The sequence below is a fragment of the Streptomyces venezuelae genome, from assembly GCF_008642375.1.
Classification (GTDB): domain Bacteria; phylum Actinomycetota; class Actinomycetes; order Streptomycetales; family Streptomycetaceae; genus Streptomyces; species Streptomyces venezuelae_G.
In genome coordinates this window covers 1,251,267-1,273,196 of the sequence record NZ_CP029194.1, presented here as the reverse complement: position 1 = coordinate 1,273,196, position 21,930 = coordinate 1,251,267, and the positions used below count along the sequence as shown (strand labels likewise).

At 74.0% G+C, this 21,930-nt stretch carries 14 protein-coding genes and 1 tRNA gene; 7 read left to right on the top strand and 8 right to left on the bottom strand.

All coding sequences use genetic code 11. The annotated features are described in order from the left end of the window. Window positions 1–41: 41 nt before the first annotated feature. From DEJ46_RS05500 to DEJ46_RS05470, 6 genes are all read right to left on the bottom strand, one after another. A complete protein-coding gene (locus DEJ46_RS05500) occupies window positions 42–1,742 on the bottom strand; it encodes a S8 family serine peptidase (RefSeq protein ID WP_150264436.1) in 1,701 nt (566 codons plus the stop codon). 728 nt (window positions 1,743–2,470) lie between these two features. Next, entirely contained in the window at window positions 2,471–3,337 is an 867-nt protein-coding gene (locus tag DEJ46_RS05490; protein WP_150264435.1) for a GNAT family N-acetyltransferase, read from the bottom strand. 161 nt (window positions 3,338–3,498) lie between these two features. Next, window positions 3,499–4,485 carry a hypothetical protein gene (locus DEJ46_RS05485; RefSeq protein WP_150264434.1) on the bottom strand — a complete coding sequence of 329 codons (987 nt, stop codon included), beginning with the start codon at window positions 4,483–4,485 and terminating at the stop codon, window positions 3,499–3,501. Next, on the bottom strand, window positions 4,482–5,495 hold the full coding sequence (locus DEJ46_RS05480; protein WP_150264433.1) for an SPFH domain-containing protein: 1,014 nt from the start codon (window positions 5,493–5,495) through the stop codon (window positions 4,482–4,484). Before DEJ46_RS05480 ends, DEJ46_RS05485 begins: the two co-directional genes overlap by 4 nt. Before the next feature lie 50 nt (window positions 5,496–5,545). Next, window positions 5,546–6,610 carry a DMT family transporter gene (locus DEJ46_RS05475; RefSeq protein ID WP_150264432.1) on the bottom strand — a complete coding sequence of 355 codons (1,065 nt, stop codon included), beginning with the start codon at window positions 6,608–6,610 and terminating at the stop codon, window positions 5,546–5,548. Beyond that, window positions 6,607–7,329: a phosphatase PAP2 family protein gene (locus DEJ46_RS05470; RefSeq protein ID WP_411757721.1), complete on the bottom strand. Its 723-nt coding sequence runs from the start codon at window positions 7,327–7,329 to the stop codon at window positions 6,607–6,609. Before DEJ46_RS05470 ends, DEJ46_RS05475 begins: the two co-directional genes overlap by 4 nt. Before the next feature lie 313 nt (window positions 7,330–7,642). Between DEJ46_RS05470 and DEJ46_RS05465 the strand changes: the two genes are divergently transcribed. Further along, complete coding sequence (locus DEJ46_RS05465) at window positions 7,643–8,245, top strand: TetR/AcrR family transcriptional regulator (protein WP_150264430.1); 603 nt, start codon at window positions 7,643–7,645, stop codon at window positions 8,243–8,245. A 29-nt stretch (window positions 8,246–8,274) separates the two neighbouring features. Next, window positions 8,275–8,652 (top strand): DUF488 domain-containing protein, encoded by a 378-nt coding sequence (locus tag DEJ46_RS05460; protein WP_150264429.1) that lies wholly within the window; start codon window positions 8,275–8,277, stop codon window positions 8,650–8,652. Window positions 8,653–8,658: 6 nt separating this feature from the next. Here DEJ46_RS05460 and DEJ46_RS39680 read toward each other — a convergent pair whose 3' ends face one another. Next, the gene (locus tag DEJ46_RS39680) at window positions 8,659–9,285 is read right to left on the bottom strand and encodes a DUF309 domain-containing protein (RefSeq protein WP_223834524.1); all 627 of its coding nucleotides are present in this window, start codon (window positions 9,283–9,285) and stop codon (window positions 8,659–8,661) included. 214 nt (window positions 9,286–9,499) lie between these two features. On the opposite strand from DEJ46_RS39680, the gene DEJ46_RS05450 reads away from it, so the two are divergent. From DEJ46_RS05450 to DEJ46_RS05435, 4 genes are all read left to right on the top strand, one after another. Further along, on the top strand, window positions 9,500–12,181 hold the full coding sequence (locus DEJ46_RS05450; protein WP_150274136.1) for an ATP-binding protein: 2,682 nt from the start codon (window positions 9,500–9,502) through the stop codon (window positions 12,179–12,181). Between the two features lie 53 nt (window positions 12,182–12,234). Next, window positions 12,235–12,308, top strand: a tRNA-Pro gene (locus DEJ46_RS05445). Window positions 12,309–12,707: 399 nt separating this feature from the next. Next, complete coding sequence (locus DEJ46_RS05440) at window positions 12,708–15,263, top strand: discoidin domain-containing protein (RefSeq protein ID WP_223834523.1); 2,556 nt, start codon at window positions 12,708–12,710, stop codon at window positions 15,261–15,263. 185 nt (window positions 15,264–15,448) lie between these two features. Beyond that, entirely contained in the window at window positions 15,449–16,237 is a 789-nt protein-coding gene (locus DEJ46_RS05435; RefSeq protein ID WP_223834522.1) for a NeuD/PglB/VioB family sugar acetyltransferase, read from the top strand. A gap of 59 nt (window positions 16,238–16,296) precedes the next feature. Here DEJ46_RS05435 and DEJ46_RS05430 read toward each other — a convergent pair whose 3' ends face one another. Continuing rightward, the gene (locus DEJ46_RS05430; protein ID WP_150264428.1) at window positions 16,297–17,289 is read right to left on the bottom strand and encodes a translation initiation factor 2; all 993 of its coding nucleotides are present in this window, start codon (window positions 17,287–17,289) and stop codon (window positions 16,297–16,299) included. A 78-nt stretch (window positions 17,290–17,367) separates the two neighbouring features. On the opposite strand from DEJ46_RS05430, the gene DEJ46_RS05425 reads away from it, so the two are divergent. Next, on the top strand, window positions 17,368–21,894 hold the full coding sequence (locus DEJ46_RS05425; RefSeq protein WP_223834521.1) for an ATP-binding protein: 4,527 nt from the start codon (window positions 17,368–17,370) through the stop codon (window positions 21,892–21,894). Window positions 21,895–21,930: the final 36 nt, after the last annotated feature.

Genomic DNA, 21,930 nt, shown 5'->3' with positions numbered 1-21,930 from the left:
TGCTGATGTGGGGGGTGGTTCGGAAGGGGATCCGTGCTACATCAGAAGGTGAGGTTCCACGAGTCGATGTAGCCGGTGTCACCCGAGGCCACATCGCGGACCTGAAGCTTCCAGGTGCCGTTCGCGACCTCGCTCGACGCGTCGACCGTGTAGGTCGCCACGACGTTGTCGGCGCTGTCCGAGGACGAGGACGCCTTCAGGTTGCGCACCGTGCCGTCGGGAGCGACCAGGTCGATGACCAGGTCCCCGCGCCAGGTGTGCTTGATGTCCACGCCGACCTTGAGGGCGGCGGGAGCGTTGCCGGTGCGGCCGGTGACGGCGATCGAGGACGACACGGTGGTGTTGTCGGAGATCGTCACGTTCGTCGCGTTCGTGAAGACGGTGCCGGTCGGCGGGGTGGTGGTGCCGGTGACGGCGTCCACGGTCTTCGCGGTGTCGGCGATGCCGGTGCCGCAGCCGCCGGTGCAGGTGCCGGGCAGCGGACGGGCGTTGGTCTTGATCGCGGACTCGATCTCGGCCGGGGTGAGGGTGCTCTTGGCCGACTTGAGCAGCGCGGCGAGGCCGGCGATGTGCGGCGCGGCCATCGAGGTGCCCTGGTAGGGCTTGTAGTTCTCGGCCGACTGGGTCGTCGTGCCCGAGTTCAGCGTGGAGTAGATGCCGTTCTCGGGGGTGGTGACGGTGCCGGGCGTGTCGGTGGCGCGGCGGGTCTCGCCACCGGGCGCGGCCACGTCGATGTTGGTGCCGAAGTTGGAGTAGTACGACCGGTTGCCCTCACGGCTGGTCGACGCCACGTTGATGACGTTCGAGCAGTTCGCGGGGGTGAAGCCGGAGGCGTTGGCGTTGCTGTTGCCCGCGGCGACGACGACGGTGGTACCGCGCGAGACGGCGCCGTTGATGGCGGTCTGGTAGACGCTCGGGCAGGTGGCGCTGGCGCCGCCCAGGCTGAGGTTGATGACCTTCGACGGGTTCGCGTTGGCCGGGACGCCCGGCACGCTGCCGCCGGAGGCCCAGGTGATGGCGTCGGCGATGTCGGCGGACGAGCCGCCGCACTTGCCGAGGACGCGGATGGGCTGGATCTTCGCGTTGTACGCGATGCCCGCGATGCCCTTGGTGTTGTTCGTGACGGCGCCGATGGTGCCGGCCACGTGGGTGCCGTGCCAGGAGGAGTTGGAGGCGCGCGAGCCGGTGCCGCACTCGCCGTCCGTGGCGTTCCAGTCGCCCTCGTCCTTCGGGTCCGCGTCGCGGCCGTTGCCGTCGCGGGCGTCGGCGGACGTGGAGATGAAGTCGTAACCGGAGACGATGTTGGTCGCCAGGTCCGAGTGGGCGGCGTAGCCGGTGTCGATGACGGCGACGGTGACGCCGGAGCCCGTGGTCTTGTCCCAGGCCGCAGGAACGTTCATGCCGCCGGTGGGCTCGAAGAGGTCCCACTGCTTGGCGTAGTCGGTGTCGTTCGGCGCGACGGCCATCGCGTAGGCACGGATGTCGGGCTCGACCGAGGCGACGGACGGGTCGGCGCGGAACGCGTCCATGACCTCCGTCACGTCCTGCTTGGTGGCGCTGTCGCCCAGGTCGACCAGGGCGCCACCGCCGGCGAGGCGGCGCTCGAAGGAGAGCGTCTCGCCCGTCTTCGCGGCCTTCTCGGCCGTGTCGCTCTTCGCGGCGGTGTTGGAACCGGCCTCGGCGGCCTGGCTCTTGTAGGTGACGATGACCTTCTCGACCGGGGCGCTCGGGAGCGCCCCCATCGTCTGCGAAGCCGGGGCCGGCTTCGGGGTGGCAGCGCCCGGGGCGGCGGCGAACGCCCCGGTGGTGGCAGCGGCGCCGAGGATCGCGGCGCTCGCGACCACGGATATGACTCTCCGCCTGGAACCGTTCAAGGTGTGGCCCTTTCGAGTACGACGTAACTGCGGAGCAGTGGCGGCGGCGCGGGACACACGGCGCGAAGTGGGGTCGCTGTCCGTCGGTCCCTGGGCTTGGGGAAGCCCGTGCGCCGCCACCGGCGCGACGGCCCGGGTCAAGGCCGTCCCCGGCGGACACCACCCTCCGCATGCACCTGTCAGGGTGCGGTCGGGGGATGATATCTGCCGGTGCGGAGGACAGTAGGGAACGGGGGAGTGAACCCGATACGGGGAAAACCCTTGTCACCCCTCACCGGGCGGCGGGGGGTCCGGGGGAGGGGGTCCGGGAGAGGGCGAGGGGGACCGGCGGGGCGGGCGCACGGCGGGTGCGCGTCAGGCCCTCCTCGGTACGACGTTTCCGCTGGTGGAGGCGGTGCGGACGCATCGGAGGACGCGCGCGCCGGGACGGCCGGCGCGGGCCGGGGAAGGCCGGTCCACCCCTTGGGGGTGGCCTGCGCATCACGGGGGCGAGCAGGGGCTGAGCGAGGGGCGAATGAGGGGTGAGCGAGGGGCGAGGGGCGAGGGGGAGCGAGCGGGGAGTGAGGGGCGAGCGGGGAGCGAGCGGGCTAGAGGCGTCAGCCGAGTTCGAGCGTCGTGACGCCGAAGACCCGCTCCCGCGCCACCGGCCGGACCGGCCCCGTGTACATCCTGGCCGTCTCGAACGTCGGCTCCAGACCCCGCTCCAGCGCCAGCCGCGCCGCCGCCGGGTTCGCCTCGGGCATGTCGACGGCGATCCGCGCCGCGCCGAAGTCCCGCGCCTCCGCGGCGAGCGCGTCGAGCAGGGCCGCCGCGTCCGCCGGGGTGTCGGCGAACAGCGGTCCGACGCGCGCCTCGTCCCGCGCGGGGCGGACGACCCCGTACCCCACGGGCCGGCCGTCGACGACCCGGACCAGCGCGCGGTGACCGGGCGTGGCGAGCCAGGCGGAGAGGAAACGCGGCCGGTCGGCATGGTGGCAGGCGCTGTCGTACGCGGCCAGGGCGGCCGGGTCGACCTGCTCGGCGGGCACCACTCCGGTCACCGGACGGTCGGGCGCCGGGACCTCGCCCACGAAGCGCGCCGTGCGGTACGCCGTGCTGAAGCCGGAGCGCCGGTAGTTGTCCTGCTGGGCCGGCACCCCGTCGAGCCCGACGGACCGGTCGCCGGCGTGGGCGAGGGCGGCCCGCCAGGTGGCCAGGCCGTGGCCGAGGCCGCGGAAACCGGGGCGGACGAGGTAGAAGCCGAGGAAGGCGTACGTGTCGCTGTAGTTGACGACCGAGATGGCGGACACCGGCTCCCCGTCGACGCGGCCGAGGAAGAAGCCGTCCGGATCCTGCGCGAAGAAGGCGGGGACGTCGGAGCGTCCGGGATTCCACCCCTCCTCGGCCGCCCAGGAGCACACGAGCGCCCAGTCCTCGGGCGTGGCGGGGGCGACGGACAGCGAACCGGAGGAGGCGGGTGCCATGGAGTTCCTTCGGGCAGCGGAGCCGGGTGAGCACCGGAGGCGGGCCAGGGGTGGGGCGAGCATAGTGCCGCCGTGAGGCTGCTCCGGCACGCGCCGATCGATTCCGGCCGCGCCCGGAGCGGTGGGTCGACGGACCGGCCGACTGCCGGGTCCGGCGCCCGTCAGCCCACGAGCCGGAGACGGTCCTCCGCAGCCGCGAGCCGGACCGTCTGGCCCCACGTCAGGTGCAGGGCGTCCGACTCGACGCCGTCGCCGAAGGCCACCAGGCGGTCCGACTCGACGGTGAGGCGCAGGCCCTGGCCCGCGTCGAGGAGACCCTCGACACGGCTCGTTCCGGTCGTCGGCGAGGGCCAGGCCTCGCGGACGAACCACGCCAGCCGGGCGTCGGCCGGCGCGGGCAGGACGAGCGCGCTGGACCGCTGCTCCCACAGGGAGCGCAGCCAGCCGGTGGCCCCGGTGCCGGTGCCGACGAGGACACCCGACGAGGCCTGCGCCTCGGACTCCTGAGCCTGGTCCTGGGCCTTCGGGCGGCCCTGGGTCTTCGGGCCGGTCTGTGTCTTCGGGCCGGCCGGGGTCTCCGGGCCGGTCTGTGTCTTCGGGCCGTCGAGCCCCAGGGTGTAGCGCGCGGTCTGGTGGCCGGGCGGGCCGACGTAGATCTCGTTCAGCGCGAGGAGCCGCTGCGCGTCGTCGGTCACCGCCTCCACCATCGTCAGCTCGTCGACCGCGGCCCCCGCCCCCACCGCGTACGGCAGCAGCCGCCGCGCCTGCGCCGCGCGGTGGCGGACCAGGACGCCCGCGTTTTGGCCGGGGTCCGCGTCGATGCCGATCACCGGCTGCCCCGTCAGGTACTTCGCCGCGTTGGCGACGAGACCGTCCTGGCCGACCACGACGACCACATCCTCGGGCCCGAAGAGGAACCGGTCCAGGTCGGCGCGTTCCACCCGGGTCTGCCGCCACGACAGCGGGACCGCGCCCGCCACTTCGGCGAGCGCCCGGTGGACGCGCTCGTGCCGTTCCCGTACCGCCTCGACCGAACGGCCGCGCGCGGAGAGGAAGAACGCCGCCTGGCCGTGCGTGCCGTGCCGGGCGAGCAGCTCCTCGTACTCCGTGGTCCGGTGCACGAGAACCGCGCGCGGCGCGAGGCTCACGACCGGGCCCCGCCCTCGCCGCCGGCCAGCTTCGCGAGGAGCCCGGTCAGCACGTCGGGGGAGAGCGTCAGGTGCTCGATGCGGGGCAGGTTCTCCGCGGCCCGGGTCACGGCCAGGGCGTGCAGCGTCGCCGGATCCGCCTCCCCGTGCGCCCGCAGCCACGCCGACTGCGCGCCCGCGCGCGCCTCGCCGACCACGCGCGCCGCCTCGGCCTCGGCCTGAGCGAGCCGGACCTGGCGTGCGGCCTCGGCCTCGGCCCGTACGGCGTCGGCGGCGGCGCTCTCCTCCGCCTCACGGCGTGCGTTGGTGCCACGCTGCTCGACGAGCCGCTCCTCCTGGCGGGCCAGCTCGATCTTGCTGGCGAGCTCGTTCTCGGCGATCGCGCGCTCGCGCTCGACCGCCACGGCCCGGCGCTCGTACGTCGCGCGGTCCGCCTCCTGCTGGATCTGCTCACGGGCGGGCGTGCGCAGGGCTCGCTCGACCTCCGGCTCGGGGCGGATCGCCACCACCCGGACCGCGACCAGTTCGATACCGGTGTCCGGCAGGCGCGGCTCGGCCGCGAGGCCCGCCGAGATCCGGTCGCGCACGGCCGCCACCCCGTCGACGAGCGCCGCCGCGAGGGTGGTGCGGGCGAGCACGTCGAGGGCGTGCTGCTGGGCGGTCTCGGTGAGGAGGGTGGCGATCTGCTCCAGCGGCGTGCCGCGCCAGGCGCCGGTGTCGGGGTCGATCGAGAAGTCGAGCCGGGTGGCCGCCGCGCCCGGGTCGCCGATCCGGTACGTGACGGTGGACTGCACGCTCACGTCCTGGAAGTCGGCCGTGCGGGCGTGGAAGGCCATCGCCAGCTCGCGGTCGTTCACGGGCACTTCGGAGAGGGCGGCGGTGCGCGGCCGGAACCAGAAGCTCAGCCCTTCGCCGTCGTGGACGAGCTGTCCGCGGCGCTGGTGGCGGATGTGGGCGGTGGGCGCGGAGCGCAGATGCCGCCAGCCGGACCGCCGGGTGATGTCAGCCATGGGAACCCCCTTGTCGTCATGCTGACGATAGGGGGTTCTCCGGCTTTTCGTCAATGTGACGTAAGCGAGGTCTCGGGGAGAGGTGACGGGAGGGGCGGGGGGAGAGGAAGGGGGAGAGGGGAGGGGAGGGCCGAGGGGAGTTCGGTGCCCCGGGGCGGCGGCACCGGCAGCGATCCCGCCACGACTGTGGACGGGGAGGCCGAGGGTGTCTCGGGGACGGGTGCGCCGCCCTTCGTCAGGAGCACCACGCCGCGCGCCGCGACCAGCGACGCCGCTGCCGCGACCGGCCAGCCCCAGGCGCCCGCCCGGAAGGTCTCGCCGAGCAGGGCCACCCCGATGATCGCGGCGGCCGCGGGATTGGAGAGGTTGACGACGGCCAGCGGCGCCGCGAGCCCGCCGCGGTAGGCGGCCTGGGAGAGCAGGAGGCCGCCCACGGCGAAGCCCGAGATGAGGACCGCGAGCAGCGCGGTCTGCCACCAGACCGGTTCCCGTCCGGGCAGTTCGAGCGCGAGCGCCGCCGTCAGGGTCTGCGTCAGGGCGGAGCCGACGCCGGACGCGATGCCGGAGGCCGTCGCGTGCCCGAGCCCGCGGCCCCGCCTTCCGCCTCCGCCTCCGACGGCGCCGGGTGCGCCGCCGCGGCCGGGGGGCAGCCGGCCCGAGGCCAGCGCGGTGATCAGGAGGGCCGTCGCCGCGGCGACGATCAGGGCCTCGCGCAGACTGAGGGCCTCGCCGGGCTCCGCCGGTCCGGTCATCGCGACCAGGCCGACGAGCCCGCCCAGGGTCAGCAGCGCGCCGCGCCACTCGGTCCGGGTCACGCGCCGGCGCGCGCAGTACGCGCCCAGCGGCAGCGCCGCCACGAGCGTCAGGGCGCCGAGCGGCTGGACCAGGGTCAGCGGCCCGTAGTGCAGGGCGGCCACATGGGCGAGGGCGCCGGCGGCGTTGAGCCCGACCGCCCACCACCACTGCCCGCGGGCGAGGAGTGCGCGGAGCGCCCCGCGTCCGTCCGGCGCCGAGGAGGCGGCCAGCCGGGACTGCGCAACGGCGGCGAGCGCGTATCCGGCGGCCGATACGAGGGAGAGGAGCACCGCGAGGACGGTGCCGGCGGCGGGGCTCATCGCAGGACTCCCGCCGGGAGGGCGGTCGTGTCGCGCTGCCGGGGCAGGGGTGGCGGCGCCGTCCTGCCGTGGCCCGGGGCCCGGACGGCGAACAGCGCGAGGCAGAGGAGCGCGGCGGCGGCCAGCGCGTCGAACCAGTAGTGGTTCGCGGTGCCGACGATGACGAGCAGGGTCAGCAGCGGGTGCAGCAGCCACAGCACGCGCCACCGGGAGCGGGTGGCGGCGATCAGGCCGATCGCGACCATCAGGGCCCAGCCGAAGTGCAGCGACGGCATGGCGGCGAACTGGTTCGCCATCGAGTCCGCCTCGGGAGTGGCCCCGTACACGGACGGGCCGTACACCCGCGCCGTGTCGACGAGGCCGGTGGCGGCGAGCATGCGCGGCGGGGCGAGCGGTATCAGCAGGTGCAGGGCGAGCGCGGCGCCGGTGAGGAGCGCGAGGGCGCGGCGCGACCACAGGTAGTGGGCGGGGCGGCGCCAGTACAGCCAGCCGAGGAAGGCGACGGTGGCGGGGAAGTGCACGGCCGCGTAGTAGGTGTTGGCGGCCCGGATCAACGGCTCGCCGTGCATCAGCAGCTGCTGGATCGTTCCCTCGCCAGGGAGGTGGAGCGCGCGCTCGGCGTCCCAGACGAGGTCGGCGTTGCGGAAGGCGCGGGCCTCGTGGCCGTTGGCGACGAGCCGGCCGAACTTGTAGACGAGGAAGAGGGCGGTGACGAGCACGAATTCGCGCAGGAGCGGCGGTCTGACGGCGGCTTCGCGGCCTTCGCCGTCTGCGCTGGGCTCGGGTCCCTCGGGTCCCTCGGGTTCATCGGGGCCGGGGGTAGCCGTCGTCCCCGGTCCTGGAGGACGTCGTCCTCGTGTCCCGCGTATCCCGGCAGCCATCGCGAGGCCCCTCTAATCCGTCAAATCGCCAGCAAACGGAGTGAGCCTAGATCCGAATTCATCGAGACGCAAGCGTCTCGATACGTTTGCGTCTCGATTGTGCACCCCCTACTCTCGTATGTGCAGAGAAAGAGGCGTCCGGGAGGATTCGATGTCCACACAGGCCGCGACCGCCGCAGCCCGTCGCAGCAAGATCACGCCGGAGCGTGAGACGGAGCTCTACGACGCGGTGATCTGCCTCCTCAGGGAGGGCGGCTACGACTCGGTGACCATGGAGGGCGTCGCGGCCCGCACCAAGTGCGGCAAGGCCACCCTCTACCGCCAGTGGGGCACGAAACCGCAGCTCGTCACCGCCGCCCTCGCCCAGCGCCGCTGCACCGTCTTCACCGGCATCGACACCGGCTCCCTCGCCGGGGACCTGCGCGAGGCCGCCCGTATCGCCGCCTCCCACCGCGAGCGCGACGCGGAGCTCATGGAGGCCGTCGCCCAGGCCTTCATCCAGCACCCCGACCTGCGCGCCGCGCTGCGCGAGACCGTCATCGCGCCCGAGGTAGCGGCCATCGACGCGGTCGTGGCGCGCGCGGTCGAGCGCGGCGAGGTCGCCGCCGACAACCCCGCCATCGCCTTCGTCGCGCCCTGCTTCATGGGCATGCTCCGCATCGAGCGGATCTTCGAGGAGCGGTTCGCCGAGTCCTCGACCATGAGTGGCTTCGTGGACGCCGTCCTCCTTCCGGCGCTGCGCGCCGAGAGGTGACCCACCGGTCCGTCCGGCACCCTGGAGGCATGCCTCCGAGCAACCCCCACGTCCACGTCCGCCGGATCTACGACACCCCGTCGCCGGACGACGGGGTGCGCGTCCTCGTCGACCGGCTCTGGCCCCGCGGGCTCGCCAAGACGGACGCCCACATCGACGAGTGGCCCAAGGCCCTGACGCCCTCCACCGAGCTGCGCCGCTGGTACCACGGGCCCGAGGGGGAGTACGTGGAGTTCTGCCGGCGGTACGAGGCCGAGCTCGCCGCCCCCGACGCCGCCGCGGCCCTCGACCGGCTCCGGGAGATCGCGGCCCGGGAGACCGTCACGCTGCTCACGGCCGCAAAGGACCCCTCGGCCAGCCACACGTCCGTACTGGAACGCGAACTCGCCGCGCGGGCAGGGGAGTAGCGGGTCTCAGGCGCCAGGTCTGCGCAACCGGGGCGCCTCGGCGGCGGCGTCGACCGCGACGGGGGACGCCTCGGCCCGACCGGCCAACTCCCGCGCCCACGCGACGAGTCCGCCGAGATCGATGCCGTACGGGGACTCGCCCGGACGTGAAGTCTCGTACGGGGCCTGGGTGTCGTACGGGCTCTCGTGCGCGGCCTCTTGCGACGCCGCTTTTCGCGACGCGGTCTCCTCCGCGGTCCCGTTGGTGGTGTCGTCCGCATCGGAAGCCCGCTCCCACGACCGGCTGGTGAGGCGGTCGGCGCCCCTGCGCAGCAACCGCGCCCCACCCTCCCGGTTCCCGCGCGCCGCGTGCGTCAGGCCGACGGCGAGCTGCGCGAGCCCCTGCCACAGATCGCGTTCCGCCGCCGGGCCCGACTTCCAGGCGTCCTCGAAGACCTCGTGGGCGTGGAAGGGCATCCCGGCGTCGAGGAGCCGCTGCGCCTCGCGCACGGTCTCCCCGGGGGTGCGCACGACGCCCTCGGGCTGCCGGGGCACTCCCTCGGCCCCGTACGGCAAGGGCCGGCCGAGCCCGTCACGGGGGCGGGCGCTCCGCGCCCGGCCCTCCTCGTCGCGATCCCGCGTCGTCCCGTCCACCCGCCCATTGTCGCCCCCGGGACGATCAGGAGCGGTAGGCTCGTCGGCCCGACGCTTCCCGGGGCCGTGCGGGTCGCACGGACCAGGCGGGCCGCGTCGTGACCGTAGCTCTTGTGGGGGGAGTGAGTCACCGGTGCCGTCGGAACCCGAACAGCCGCGGCCCGCAGGGTCGTCGGGGGCGTTCCCGGCCCTCGCCCGCCCGGAGCGGGGCGCCCTGCTCGAGCGCGGCCCGGAGCTCGCCGCCGCCCGTCACGCCGTCGACGCGCTCGTCGCCGCGGCCACGGCCGGCCGGCCCGCCGGGGGCGGCGTCCTCGTCCTCAGGGGCGACCCGGGCGTCGGGAAGACGACCCTCCTCGCCGAGATCCACCGCATGGCCCGGGACCGGTGCACGGTCCTCACCGCACGCGGCGGCGAGACCCTCACCCAGGTCCCCTTCCACCTCACCCGCCGGCTCCTCCAGCCCGCCCTGGACGGCTACGGCTCCGACGGCGTCCGGCACCTCTTCGGCGAGCACTTCGACCTCGTCGCCCCGGCTCTCGGCCTCGCCCCGCCACCCTCGCCGTCGGCCGCGCCGGCCGACCCGCAGGGCGTACGGGACGGACTGGTCCGGCTGCTCGACCGCCTCGCGGACGGCCTGCGGGACAGGCCCCCGGTCCTCCTCGTGGACGACGCGCACTGGGCCGACACCGAGACGCTGACCTGGCTCGACGCCTTCACGCGCACGCGACAGGACCACGGACTGCCGGTCCTGGTCGTCCTCGCCCACCGCCCGCTGCCGAGCGAAGCCGGCGACAGGGCGGACGGCACCGACCCGCTCGCCGCACTGGCGGACCGCGCCCTCCTGACGCTCGGCCTCTGCGCCCTCACCAGCGAGGCCACCGCGGAGCTCGCCCGCGAGACGCTCGGCGACCACGCGGACGAGCCGTTCTGCCAGGAGCTGTGGACGGTGACCGCGGGCAACCCGTACGAGACGGTCGAACTCCTCGCCAAGGTCCGCGACCGGACGCTCGAACCCGTCGCCGGCACGGCGGGCCTCCTCCGGGGCCTCGCCGCGGGCGCCCGGGGCGGCGGCCTCGTCGCCCGCCTCGAAGCGCTCGGCAGCGGCCCGACCCGCCTCGCCTGGGCGGTCGCCGTCCTCGGCGCGGACAGCACGCCGGAGCTCCTCGCGCAGCTCACCGGCATGGACGCGCGGGAGCTCGCCGACCACACGGAACGCCTCCGCGGGGCCAGGATCGTCACCGCGCCGCCCGCCCGGAACGCACCCGACGGCCGCCCGCTGGAGTTCGCGCACCCGCTCATCGCCAGCGCCGTCTACGGCTCGGTGCCGACGGGCGTCCGCACCGCCCTGCACGGGCGCGCCGCCTGGGCGCTCACCGAAGCGGGCCACGGACCGGTGGCCGCCTCCCGCCACCTCCTCGAAGTCCACCCGGACGACGACGAGGAGGTCGTCGACCGGCTCCGGGCAGCCGCCGTCGAGCACCTGGCCGTCGGTGCGCCCGACGCGGCCCGCCGCTGCCTGGAACGGGCCCTCGCCGAGCCGCCCGGCCCCGCCACGTACGCCAGGGTCCTGTACGAACTCGGCTGTGCGTCCCTCCTCACGGCACCGGCCGCGACCGTGCTGCACCTGCGCTCCGCGCTCGACCTGCCCGGCCTCGACGACACGCTGCGCACCGACGCGACGTACCGGCTCGCGCAGGCCCTCGCCCACAACAACCAGCTCCAGGACGCGGCGCGGGCCGTCGCCGCCGAGGCGGCCCGCACCCCGCCGGGCACCGGCCGGCGCCGCCTGCAGGCGGCCCACTTCATGTACGAGGGGTTCCAGGCCGCGGAAGAGGACGGCCCGGGCCGCTCCCGCCGCCTCGTCGAGCTCACCGCGGGCTTCACCGGCGCCGACAACTCCGAACGGGCGCTGCTCGCCGTCCGGGGCTTCGACGCGATGCTCCGCGGCGAGCCCGCCGCCGAGGTCGTACGCCTCTGCGACCGCGCCCTCGTCGACGGCCGGCCGGCCCGCGGCCTCGGCTGGACGGACCCCACCTGGGGCTTCGAGATCCCGGCCCTCACCGGCATCGCGTACGTGTTCGCCGACCGGCCCGACCGGGCACGGGCCCTCTTCACCGAGGCGGTCCGGGCCTTCGAGATCTCCGGCTGGAGCGGCGCCCACCTCGCCTTCGCCCACGCGCTCCTCGGCCTGGTCCACCGACGCCGCGGCGACCTGCCCCGCGCCCAGCACCACCTGGAGGAGGCGCTGCGCCTGGCCGACCGGGTCGGGGACGGCCTCCCCGTCCACTGGGACACCGCCTGCCTCCTGATCGACACCCTCCTCGCCCGCGGCCGCACCGCCGAGGCGCGGAGCGTGGCCGACCGCCACGCCTTCGGCCCGCCCTGGCCGGGCGCGATCGTGCTGCCCGACGGCCCCAGCGTCCTCGGCCGGCTGCTGCTCGCGGAGGGCCGCGCCGAGGAAGCCGTACGCACTCTCGAAGAGGCCGCGGAGGCACTGACCACCCGAGGCCGGCACCACGTCGTCTGGGCCCCCTGGCCCTTCGACCTCGCGAGGGCCCTCGCCCCGGTCGACCCGGCCCGCGCGGCCGGGATCGCCGCCGACGCCATGGCCCACGCCGAACGCCTCGGCACCCCCACGGCCCTCGGTGAGGCCCTGCGCTGCGCCGCCCTCTTCGCCGACCCACCGAAGGCCCGCGACCTCCTCACCCGCGCCGTCGCCCACCTCGCCGCCTCCCCGTCCCGCTACGAGGAGGCCCGCGCCCACCTCGACCTCGCCCACGCCACCGGCTCCCCCGCCGCCCTCGCCCGAGCGGCCACCCTGGCCGCCACCTGCGGCGCAGACACCCTCGCCGCGACAGGGGTGACAGCCCGTGCGTCAGCCCACCCCCCGGAGTGAGGTAGTGTTTCTCCTGCACGCCGACGCGGGGAAAACCCGCGGACGACGAGCACCGGGACGTGGCGCAGCTTGGTAGCGCACTTGACTGGGGGTCAAGGGGTCGCAGGTTCAAATCCTGTCGTCCCGACTCGAAAGAGTCGCAGGTCAGGGGCCGTTTCAGAGCAATCTGAAACGGCCCCTGACTCGTTTTTGGGGACCACTTGGGGTCCGACTCGCCTTCACCGGTCAGCGAGCGGCCGCGATCGGGCTAGGTAGCGTCCGGGGCCCGGGGCAGTCACCGGCCATCGGTGACGAGCCCCCCGGCCGAAGAGGCGGATCTGCCGTCCGCGACGGTCGCCGCCCGTCTGTCTGTGGCGCGGGTGGAGGGTCTGGCCGAGCCGACACCGTCGAGCCTGGCGGAGGGCGTGGTTCTGGGGTGCGGCTTGCGCGGGTTTACGCCAACCCCACTGATTCGAAGTCGAGTTGAGACGTTCTGACCTACGTTCTAGGGGCCCGTAGCGCTTCACGGTTCGCCCAGGAGGTCCGATTGCAGTCCAGACGCTTCCGCACCCTTGCCGGAGTGTTCCGCCGCTCTCCTCTGCTCATCGCCTTCGCCCTCGGCTCGCTGCTCGTCGGGCTCACCCCCTGGCTCGGAGTGGCGAGTACGGGGCCGGGCGGTCGCGGGCCGACGCCCCGGCCGGCGCCGGGGGCCTTCGAGCAGCAGACGGCGAAGGTGTCGCCGCACCACGGCGTGGCCCCGGCGAACGCCATGGAGCCGGCGGCGCCCGTGCTCGACCGGACCGGATGGACCGCCACGGCGAGCGACGAGGAGTCCGTCGGCGAGGACGGGCGCGCGGCCAACGTCCTCGACGGCAACCCGGCCACCATCTGGCACAGCAAGTGGACGGGCACCCCCGCCCCGCTGCCGCACAGCATCACCGTCGACATGCACCGCACGGCGGTGGTCTCGGCGCTCGTCTACCGGCCCCGCTCGGTCGGGGTCAACGGGCGCGTCGGGGAGTACCGCATCAGCGTGAGCGCCGACGGCCGGAACTGGGGCAGTCCGGTCGCCACCGGCACGCTCGCGGACGACGGCGGTGCCAAGACCCTCGGATTCGCCCCGCAGGGCGCGCGGTTCGTCCGGCTCACCGCCGTCACCGAGGCCGGCAACCGCGGACCGTGGAGCTCTGCCGCGGAACTCGACCTCCTCGGCGACCCCGGAACCCCGGCGGCCACCGTCGACCTGCCCCGGACAGGATGGACGGCCACGGCGAGCGACGAGGAGACCGTCAAGGAGAACGGACGCGCGGCCAACGTCCTCGACGGCGACGCCACCACCATCTGGCACAGCAGGTGGTCGGGGACGCCCCCGGCCCCGCTGCCGCACAGCATCACCATAGACATGCACCGCACGACGGCCGTCTCCGCTCTCGTCTACCAGCCCCGCAGGGATGGCATGAATGGGCGCGCAGGCGCGTACACCGTCACCACCAGCACCGACGGCACCACCTTCGGCGCACCGGTCTCCGTCGGTACCTGGCGCGATGACGACACCGTCAAGACCGCCACCTTCACCCGCACCGGCAGCGCCCGGTACATACGCCTGACCGTGACGGGCGAGGCCGGCAATCGTGGGCCCTGGGCCTCCGCCGCCGAAATACGGCTGAGCGGACCGGCCGACCCGGCCGCCCACGGTTCCTGGAGCCGGATCACCGGCTTCCCCCTGGTCCCGGTGGCCACCGCCGTCCTGCCGGGCGACAAACTCCTGGCCTGGTCGGCGTACGCGGTCGACCGCTTCGGCGGCAGCAACGGCTACACCCAGACCGCGATCCTGGACCTGAAGACGGGCAAGGTCACCCAGCGCCGCATCGACGACATCGGCCACGACATGTTCTGCCCGGGCATAGCGATGCTCGCCGACGGCCGGGTCCTGGTCACCGGCGGCAGCAACGCGGAGAAGGCGAGCATCTACGACCCGGCCACCGACGCCTGGTCCGTGACCACCAGCATGAACATCGCCCGCGGCTACCAGGCCATGACCCTGCTCTCCACCGGCGAGGCCTTCGTCCTCGGCGGATCCTGGAGCGGAGCCACGGGCGACAAGGCCGGCGAGGTCTGGTCCCCGGGCACCCGCACCTGGCGCAAGCTCCCCGGAGTCCCCGCCGGCCCGGCGCTGACGGCCGACCCGGCCGGCGCCTACCGCGCCGACAACCACATGTGGCTGTATGCCACCTCGGGCGGCAAGGTGCTCCAGCTGGGCCCGAGCAAGCAGATGAACTGGATCACGACCGGCGGGAACGGGAGCATCACCTCCGCCGGCACCCGGGCCGACAGCCAGGACGCCATGACCGGCAACGCCGTCGCGTACGACGTCGGCAAGCTGCTCACCCTGGGCGGTTCGCCCGCGTACGAGAGGACGCCCGCCACCCGGCGCGCGTACACCGTGAGCATCGACGGTGATCAGGTCCGGTCCCTGCGCACGGGTGACATGGACAACGCCCGCGCCTTCGGCAACAGCGTCGTCCTGCCCGACGGCAAGGTCGCGGTGTTCGGCGGGCAGTCGTACCCCGTGCCGTTCAGCGATGCCACGTCCGTGCTGACACCCGAGCTGTGGGACCCGGCGACCGGACGCTTCACCCCGCTCGCCACCATGGCCATCCCGCGCAACTACCACAGCGTGGCGAACCTGCTGCCCGACGGCCGGATCTTCTCCGGCGGCGGCGGCCTGTGCGGAGACTGCGCCACCAACCACGCCGACGGGTCCGTGTTCACACCGCCGTACCTGCTCAACGCGGACGGCTCGCCCAGGCCGCGTCCCGTCATCACCGGCGGCGTACCGCCACGGGCCGCCGCCGGTACCTCGCTCACCGTCGGTGCCGAGGGGCCGGTAGCCTCCTTCGTCCTGATGAGGGCCGCGGCCGCGACGCACTCCACGGACAACGACCAGCGGCGCGTCCCGCTGGTGTCCGAGGCCGCGGGGACCGGCACGTACACGGTGTCCATCCCGGCCGACAAGGGCGTGGTCCTGCCGGGCACCTACATGCTCTTCGCCCTGGATGCCCGAGGAGTGCCGAGCACCGCCCGGTTCATCACCGTCTCCTGACGACGCGACCTCGGCGTCCGCCACCGGCCCGGAGCGTGGGCCGGGGGCGGGCGCCCGCGGCCGGGCGCGACCCGTGGCGGCAGCCTGATGGCGATGTCGCCTGGCTTCCTTGGGCCCTCTCGCCCGGACGCCGAGAACGAAGGACACTTGCGTCGACCAGGCACTCGTCATGAATCGGGGGAGTCATGTCGCGCAGGCTCAGGTTCGGTCAGCAGGTGCGGCCCGGTCTGCTCGTCGGGCGCCGGCGCCCCGCTCCGCGGCCGCGGGCGGCCGACCTCCTGGTCGTCGGTGCCGGTGGCATGGGGCGCGCCATCGCCTCGTTGTGTGCCCAGGACGTCGACGAGGCGGGGCGTCGGCGGTGGAACGTGCTGGGCTTCATCGACGAGGACACGGCCCTCCACGGCTCGCTGGTCGACGGCCTGCCCGTCCTCGGATGTCTGCGGGCCGTCGACCGGTATCCCACGGCGCAGCTGGTCGTCTCGATCTGCCACATCGACCATCACGGAGCGCGCCGCAGAGTCGTGGAGGCGCTGGGGCTGGACGACCGTCGCTACGCGACGGTCGTCCACAGCACGGCGGTGATCGACCCCAGTTGCACGGTCGGGCGCGGCGCGGTCGTGATGCCCATGGTGTGCGCGCTCCCGGGGGTCTCCATCGGCGACCACGTGATCGTGCGGCCCCAGGCGATGATGGCCGCGGACGTCGGGCTGGGCGACTACTCCACCATCGGCGCCCAGGTGTTCCTCGGGCGCGGGGTGGTGGTGGCGGAGGACGGCTACGTCGGGGCCGGTGTCGAGGTGCGGGAGCGCACTCGTGTGGGACCGTCGGCCGTCGTCGGCATGGGATCACTCGTCCTGGACGATGTTCCGGGACATCAGATCTGGGCAGGCAGACCGCCGCGCTACCTGGGGCCGGCCCCCGTGGAGCGCCCGCGTGCGTGCTCCGGGGAGCCGGGGGAGGCGGCTGCCCGGTGAGTGATCGGCCGCGTCAGGGCCGGCCTGGCGGGGGCGGGCCCGTCACGCGCGCAACCCGCTCACAGGTTCCTGGCCGCGATGACTTCCTGTTCGGCCCTCTCGACCAGGAAGCGGGCGGCGGGGTCGCCCCCCTCGCGGCGTACGGCACCGCGGACCAGCGCGAGGTAGAAGAGGGCCGGTGCGCAGGGGGACCACCGGTCCTCCGGCTGGTCGGCGATGAAACCGAGTACGGAGACCGGGTCGGCGGGGACGAACTCGAAGCGGTCGTGCTCCCACTTGTCGGTGACGCCCCGCGTCCAGCGGAGCCGCAGGGCCTCCTCGTCGAGGTCGGGCAGCACCGCGCGGAAGAAGGCCGCCCACTGGTGGTTGTCCAGATCCAGGCCGAAGCCGAGGAGTTCGAGGTCGAGCGCGTCGGTGGCGTGGACGGCGAGTTCTTCCTGGAGGGCCCGCCGGGCCACGGCGTGGAGGCTGATCGGACGGGCGTCCTCGGGGAGGTCGTGCTTGCGGGCCAGGCCTTCGTTGGCGGAAGAGTTCCACCGCGAACTGTTAGGCCCGGCCACATGGCTGCTGCGACGGGAGAACAGCATCTTCCCGTCCTTGCCGGTCTCCACCGCCACGTTGACCCCGAAGCTGCAGTTCATCCAGGCCGGCGCGTGGACCGGGTCCTGGCTCTCCAGGTACTGCTCGCGCAGGGTCCGGCCGTTCTCCTGCCGGCGCCCGAGGTTGAGGGACGTGGTGAGGAAGTCGTAGTAGTCGGCGTCCTGGAGGGAGAGGGAGACCACGGCGACCTCCTCCACATGGGTCCGCGTCAGGACCACCCGCTCCACGGCGAATCGGTCGTTGTTCCAGCGATGCGGCAACCCGCGCGCGGCCTTGCGCAGTTCCTCCGCCTCGATGGCGTGCCGCCAGTCGGCGATCTCCACGGGGAACTCCACGCGCTGCGGCCGGTACTTGACGCGGACGTTCTCCTCCAGGATGGGACGGGTGCCGTCACCCTCGTAGATGTGACAGCCGGTCTCCCGGGAGACCACGGTGAACCTGTCCCTGTTCATCGTCAACTTCCCCTCAAGTAAGCTCCATTGGCACAGGCCAGAGCCATTGCCGCAGACACCTTCATGATACGGAGTGATGTGGGAACCCACCTGTCGATGGTCAAGTCCGCGCGCCGGCACGCGTCGTTGGTGGGCACCGTGGCGGTGTCCGCCTACGCGCATCCCGAGGAGGGCAGGCGGCAGGAGCTGGGGCGGCCGTATCTGGCGGACGTCCGCGACGAGTTCGCCGGCATCGCCCGTGAGCAGCTGGGCTTCGGGGACCACCTCGCCCTCGACCGGGGAGGGGCCACGCGTAGGCGACTCGGGGACGGTCTTGCGGACTTCCTCGCCCACGACGCCGAGCGCAAGATCCTCTACTGGACGGGCCACGGCGTCCACCGGGGACCCGGGGGGTACTTCCTCGCCTGCGCCGACAGCTGGGAGTCCGGCCGCTTCGATCCGGAACGGGCCCTGCCGCTCACCGATCTGGTGGACCGTCTGCTGCGTCCCGACTGCGAGACCGACACCCTGCTGATCATCGACGCCTGCTCCTCCCACGACAACCTCACCGCCGCTCTGCGTCACGCGCTCGGTCTGGAGCAGCGGAGCGTGAACTGGGCGCGGCAGCACCGGCAGGCCGGCTTCGCCGTCATCGGCACCTCGGGGTTCGATGCGCAGGTCGCCGAAGGCCGCTGGGTGAAGTGGCTGAAGGAGGCCCTGGTCAAGCCGGAGTTCGTCGCACCGGACCACGCCCGCCCCTTCGAGACCTCGGCCCTCTACCTGCCCCTGCCGTACCTGCGGGACGCGGTGGACGCCGAAGCGGCGGCCTCCGGCCTGGACGAGCCCGCGCAGCGCCCGGGCTTCACCGAGGTCCGCTCGCTCCCCAACAGCTTCCTCCTCAACCCGCACTTCCGGGACGGCGAGCGCCGCATCTACACCCCCGCGACGCTCGTGGGACGCAAACCCTGGGACGAGACCGACCAGTTCGGGCTCGGCGAGGACGGGCATCTCCGCCGCCACTTCGCGGGCAGGCAGCGCGCCCTGGCGCGGATCGTCCGGTGGATGGACACCCACCCGCAGGGGCTGCTCGCCGTGACGGGCCTGGCGGGGACGGGGAAGACCGCTCTGCTCGGGCGCATCGCCCTGACCTCGACGTCGGAACGGCGGGAGACCCTCGGTGCGGAGACCGATCCCGCGACCCTGCCGAGGACCGGCACGGTGCACGCCGCCCTGAGCTGCCGGGGCCGCTCGGTCCACTCGCTGACCACCGCCCTGTGGCAGGTGCTGTCGCACTTCGAGGAGATGGAGGCGCCACCGTCCTCGGAAGGGCCGGTCACCCCGGAGCAGTGCTGCCGCGCCGTCGACACCCTCGTGACCAGGGTCGGCTCCCTCAACCTGCTCTTCGACGCTCTCGACGAGGCGCTGCCGGACCAGGCGCACGAGATCGCCCGGCACCTGCTCAACCCGCTGGCAGGCCTCGCGGGCGTCCGCGTCGTCGTGGGCACCCGGGCGCAGCCCAGGAGACGTACCACCGCGCCCACCGACGAGGAGTCGCTCCTGGACACGCTGGACCAGAGCGTCGGCCCCGTGGTCCTCGGGGACGACGAGGAGGCACGCCGGAGCATCACCGACATGGCCCTGTCGGTGCTCGACACGGAAGGCTCCCCCTACCAGGGGCGCGACAGGACCGAGAGCAGGGACACGACCGCCCGGCTCATCGCCGACGGCAGCCACGGCTCGTTCCTCGTGGCACGGCTGGCCGCGGCGGAACTCGCCCGCCGGTCCCGGGCCGTCACCGAGCAGGAGGCGGCCTCCTGGATGAGGTCCGGCGGCATGGACCTGCACGAGCGGCTCACCGAGGAGGTGCGCCACCTCCAGGGGCAGCGGGGCGCGGGACGCGCGCACGAAGTCCTCCGCGCCCTGGCCGTGCTCCAAGGACCGGGCCTGCCACCGGGGCGGACCTGGCTGTCCATGGCCAACGCCCTGCGGGACCCGGACACTTCGGAGCTCACCCTCGGCGACCTGCGGGAGGTGTGCGGGAGAGCCGGCGGCGGCATCGTCACCGTACAGACGGCTCGGCACGGTGACAGCAGGGCGTACACGATCCATCAGCTGGCCCACCCGAGCTACGGTGAGTTCTTCCTCACCGGCGCGGGGCTCAGTACCAAGGAAGCCCACCGGAAGGTCCTTGAGGCACTGCGCGCCCAGGTCACGGGCGACTGGAGCGACGCGGACGCGTACACCGCCGCCTACCTGGGATCCCATGCCGCGCAGGCAGGGCCGGATGAGCTGTACGGCCTCTTCGAGGACGTGGACTTCCTGCTGCGGACCGACCCGGACGTGATGCTCCCCTTCGCGGCCGCCCTCGCCAGGGACTGCGACGAGGCCGCCCTCTACGGGCGGGTCGCCGGCTCCTTCGGCTCGTCGTCGTTCCCGCCCTCCCCGGACGCCCTGCTGGCCCGCAAGGCGCTGATGAGGGCCACCGCCTTCGTCAGCCATCGGGACGGGGCCTACCGGGCGCTGGCGGGGACCGACGGATTCCTCCCGTGGCAGGAGTACTGGACGGACCTGAGTCCCGAGCCGGTGGAATGGCGGCGCGCCGCTCCCCAGGGCGGGGCCGTGGCGCTGAGCTGGCGCGCCCGTACGGGGGCGGCCGACCCCCTGCTCGGGGACACGCTGACCGCGGGCGGACGCGGGGAACTCCTGGTCCTGCACCCGGAGACGGGCGCCCGGCTGATGACCCGCCGTGCCCGGGGACCGTCGGGCGAACGGGAGAGCGCCCTGACCGAGGCCCGGGAGGTGGGGACGGGACAGCACCGGACGACCGTCGCCCGGGACGCCGGGGCCGTCTACTTCTGGAGCTCCGGATCCCGGCTGCCCGACCACGTCTACCGCTGGGGCGGCGCGGTGGGAGCCCTGGCCGCCGGCGAGCGCGCTTCGGAGACCGTCGTCCTCGCGGCGGACGGGCGGCGGATGTGGATGTGGTCCTGGAAGAGCGACCTGCCCCGGCACGGCAGTCCCCTGACGGACATCCGCCACCTGGACGTCGACCGGCTCGCCGCCCTGCCCATGGGCTCCCGGCTGTTCGTCCTGGCCGCCGGAAGCGGCGCCGAGCTGTTCGAGGTGCAGCCGGCCGCCACGGGGGCCGACAGGCTCCTTCGGACACCGACGGATCTCGGGACACTCGACGCCCCCGCCCGGGCCGCCACGGCGTTCGCCGAGCCGTTGCCCTCCGGGGCAGGACACGGACCGTCGGCAGAACGGACTCACGGCGAGGCGCGGCGCGGCTGGATCGCGGTCGCCGACGGACGGCGCATACGGGTCTGGCGCTGCGAGACGGACCCGGCGGCGCCCCTCGCGCCACCCACGGTACGGCTCGTCCGGGAACTCGAATCCCCTGCCCGGGGGCTCGCCTTCGGGCGCCATGACGACGACCTCCTCATCGCCGGCTACGAGGAGGTGACCGTCCGCGTCTGGGCCGTCGGCGGGACGCGGCGGGAAGCCGCCTTCCAGCTGGCCGCGCCCCGCGACGGAGCCATGGCCTTCGAGCCCCACGGCCGGGGGCTTCTCGCCGTCGCCGACGGCCCCGACATCCGCATGCTCGACGTGGCCTCGGCGCTGGACACCGGCCACGGGACCCGGCGGCGCGCGAGCAACCAGAGACCGGCGGTCGTGCTGGCCGAGGCGCCGCACGGGCCACCGCTCCTGTGCCGCACCTGGGGCGACCGCGTCCTGGTGTCCCGTCCGGTCCCGGGCGCCCCGGCCGTCGCCCCCGTCACCACGCTCACCCACCAGAAGCTCGTGACGGCCGTGGCGGCGGTGCATACCGAGGGCGGGTGGGCGGTCGTCGCCGCCGCGGAGCGCACCGTGCGGATGTGGCGGCTGTCCGAGGTGGACCTGTCCGTCGAGGCCCGGTACGACCTCCGGCTCGGAGGGGACACCGGGGAGCAGGTGCGGTCCCTCGGGCTCGTCGTCGACCCCTCGTCGGCCAGGATCCGGCTCTGTGTCCCGGACGGAGGGAGCGTCGTCCACGCCCAGATGCCGGCGGACGGCTCCGGCGGCTGGAGCGACGGGAAACCGGCGTGGGTGGGGCTGCAGTGCGTCGGCGTCGACGCCGGAGTCATGCGGGACGGGACGTACTGGCTGGCCACCGACCTCAGCGACGGCCTGCGGCTGTGGAGGGACGGCGACGAGCGCCGTGCGACGGAGCATCCCCTCACGTCCATGCGCGAGGCCCATCTGACGCTGGGGGAGCGGTACGACCCCGAGGACGAGGAGTCGTTCCCCGTCCTGGCCTGGGCGGACGGCGGCGTCTACGTGAAGGACTGCTCGGCCGGATTCGGGCTGGCCCCCCTGCGGCTGCCGGGCGAGGTCTCCAAGGTGACGGCGCTGGCCTTCGCCGGGCCTCCGGAGCGCCCCGTCCTGCTGGTGTGCGACGAACGGACGGCCCTGCGGGTCTGGGACGTGACGACCCGGAGGTGGCTGCACGGGCAGACCGTCCCGTGGCGGGGATACACGGTGCACGCGGTGGACGCCGCCCTGGATGCCACGGGCCTGGTCGTCGCGCTCCAGGGCAGGGACCGCTGCGATCTGATCCGGCTGCCCGGCCCCCTGTTGCCCGGCTAGACCACCGCACCCGCACCGCACCCGTACCGCACACAG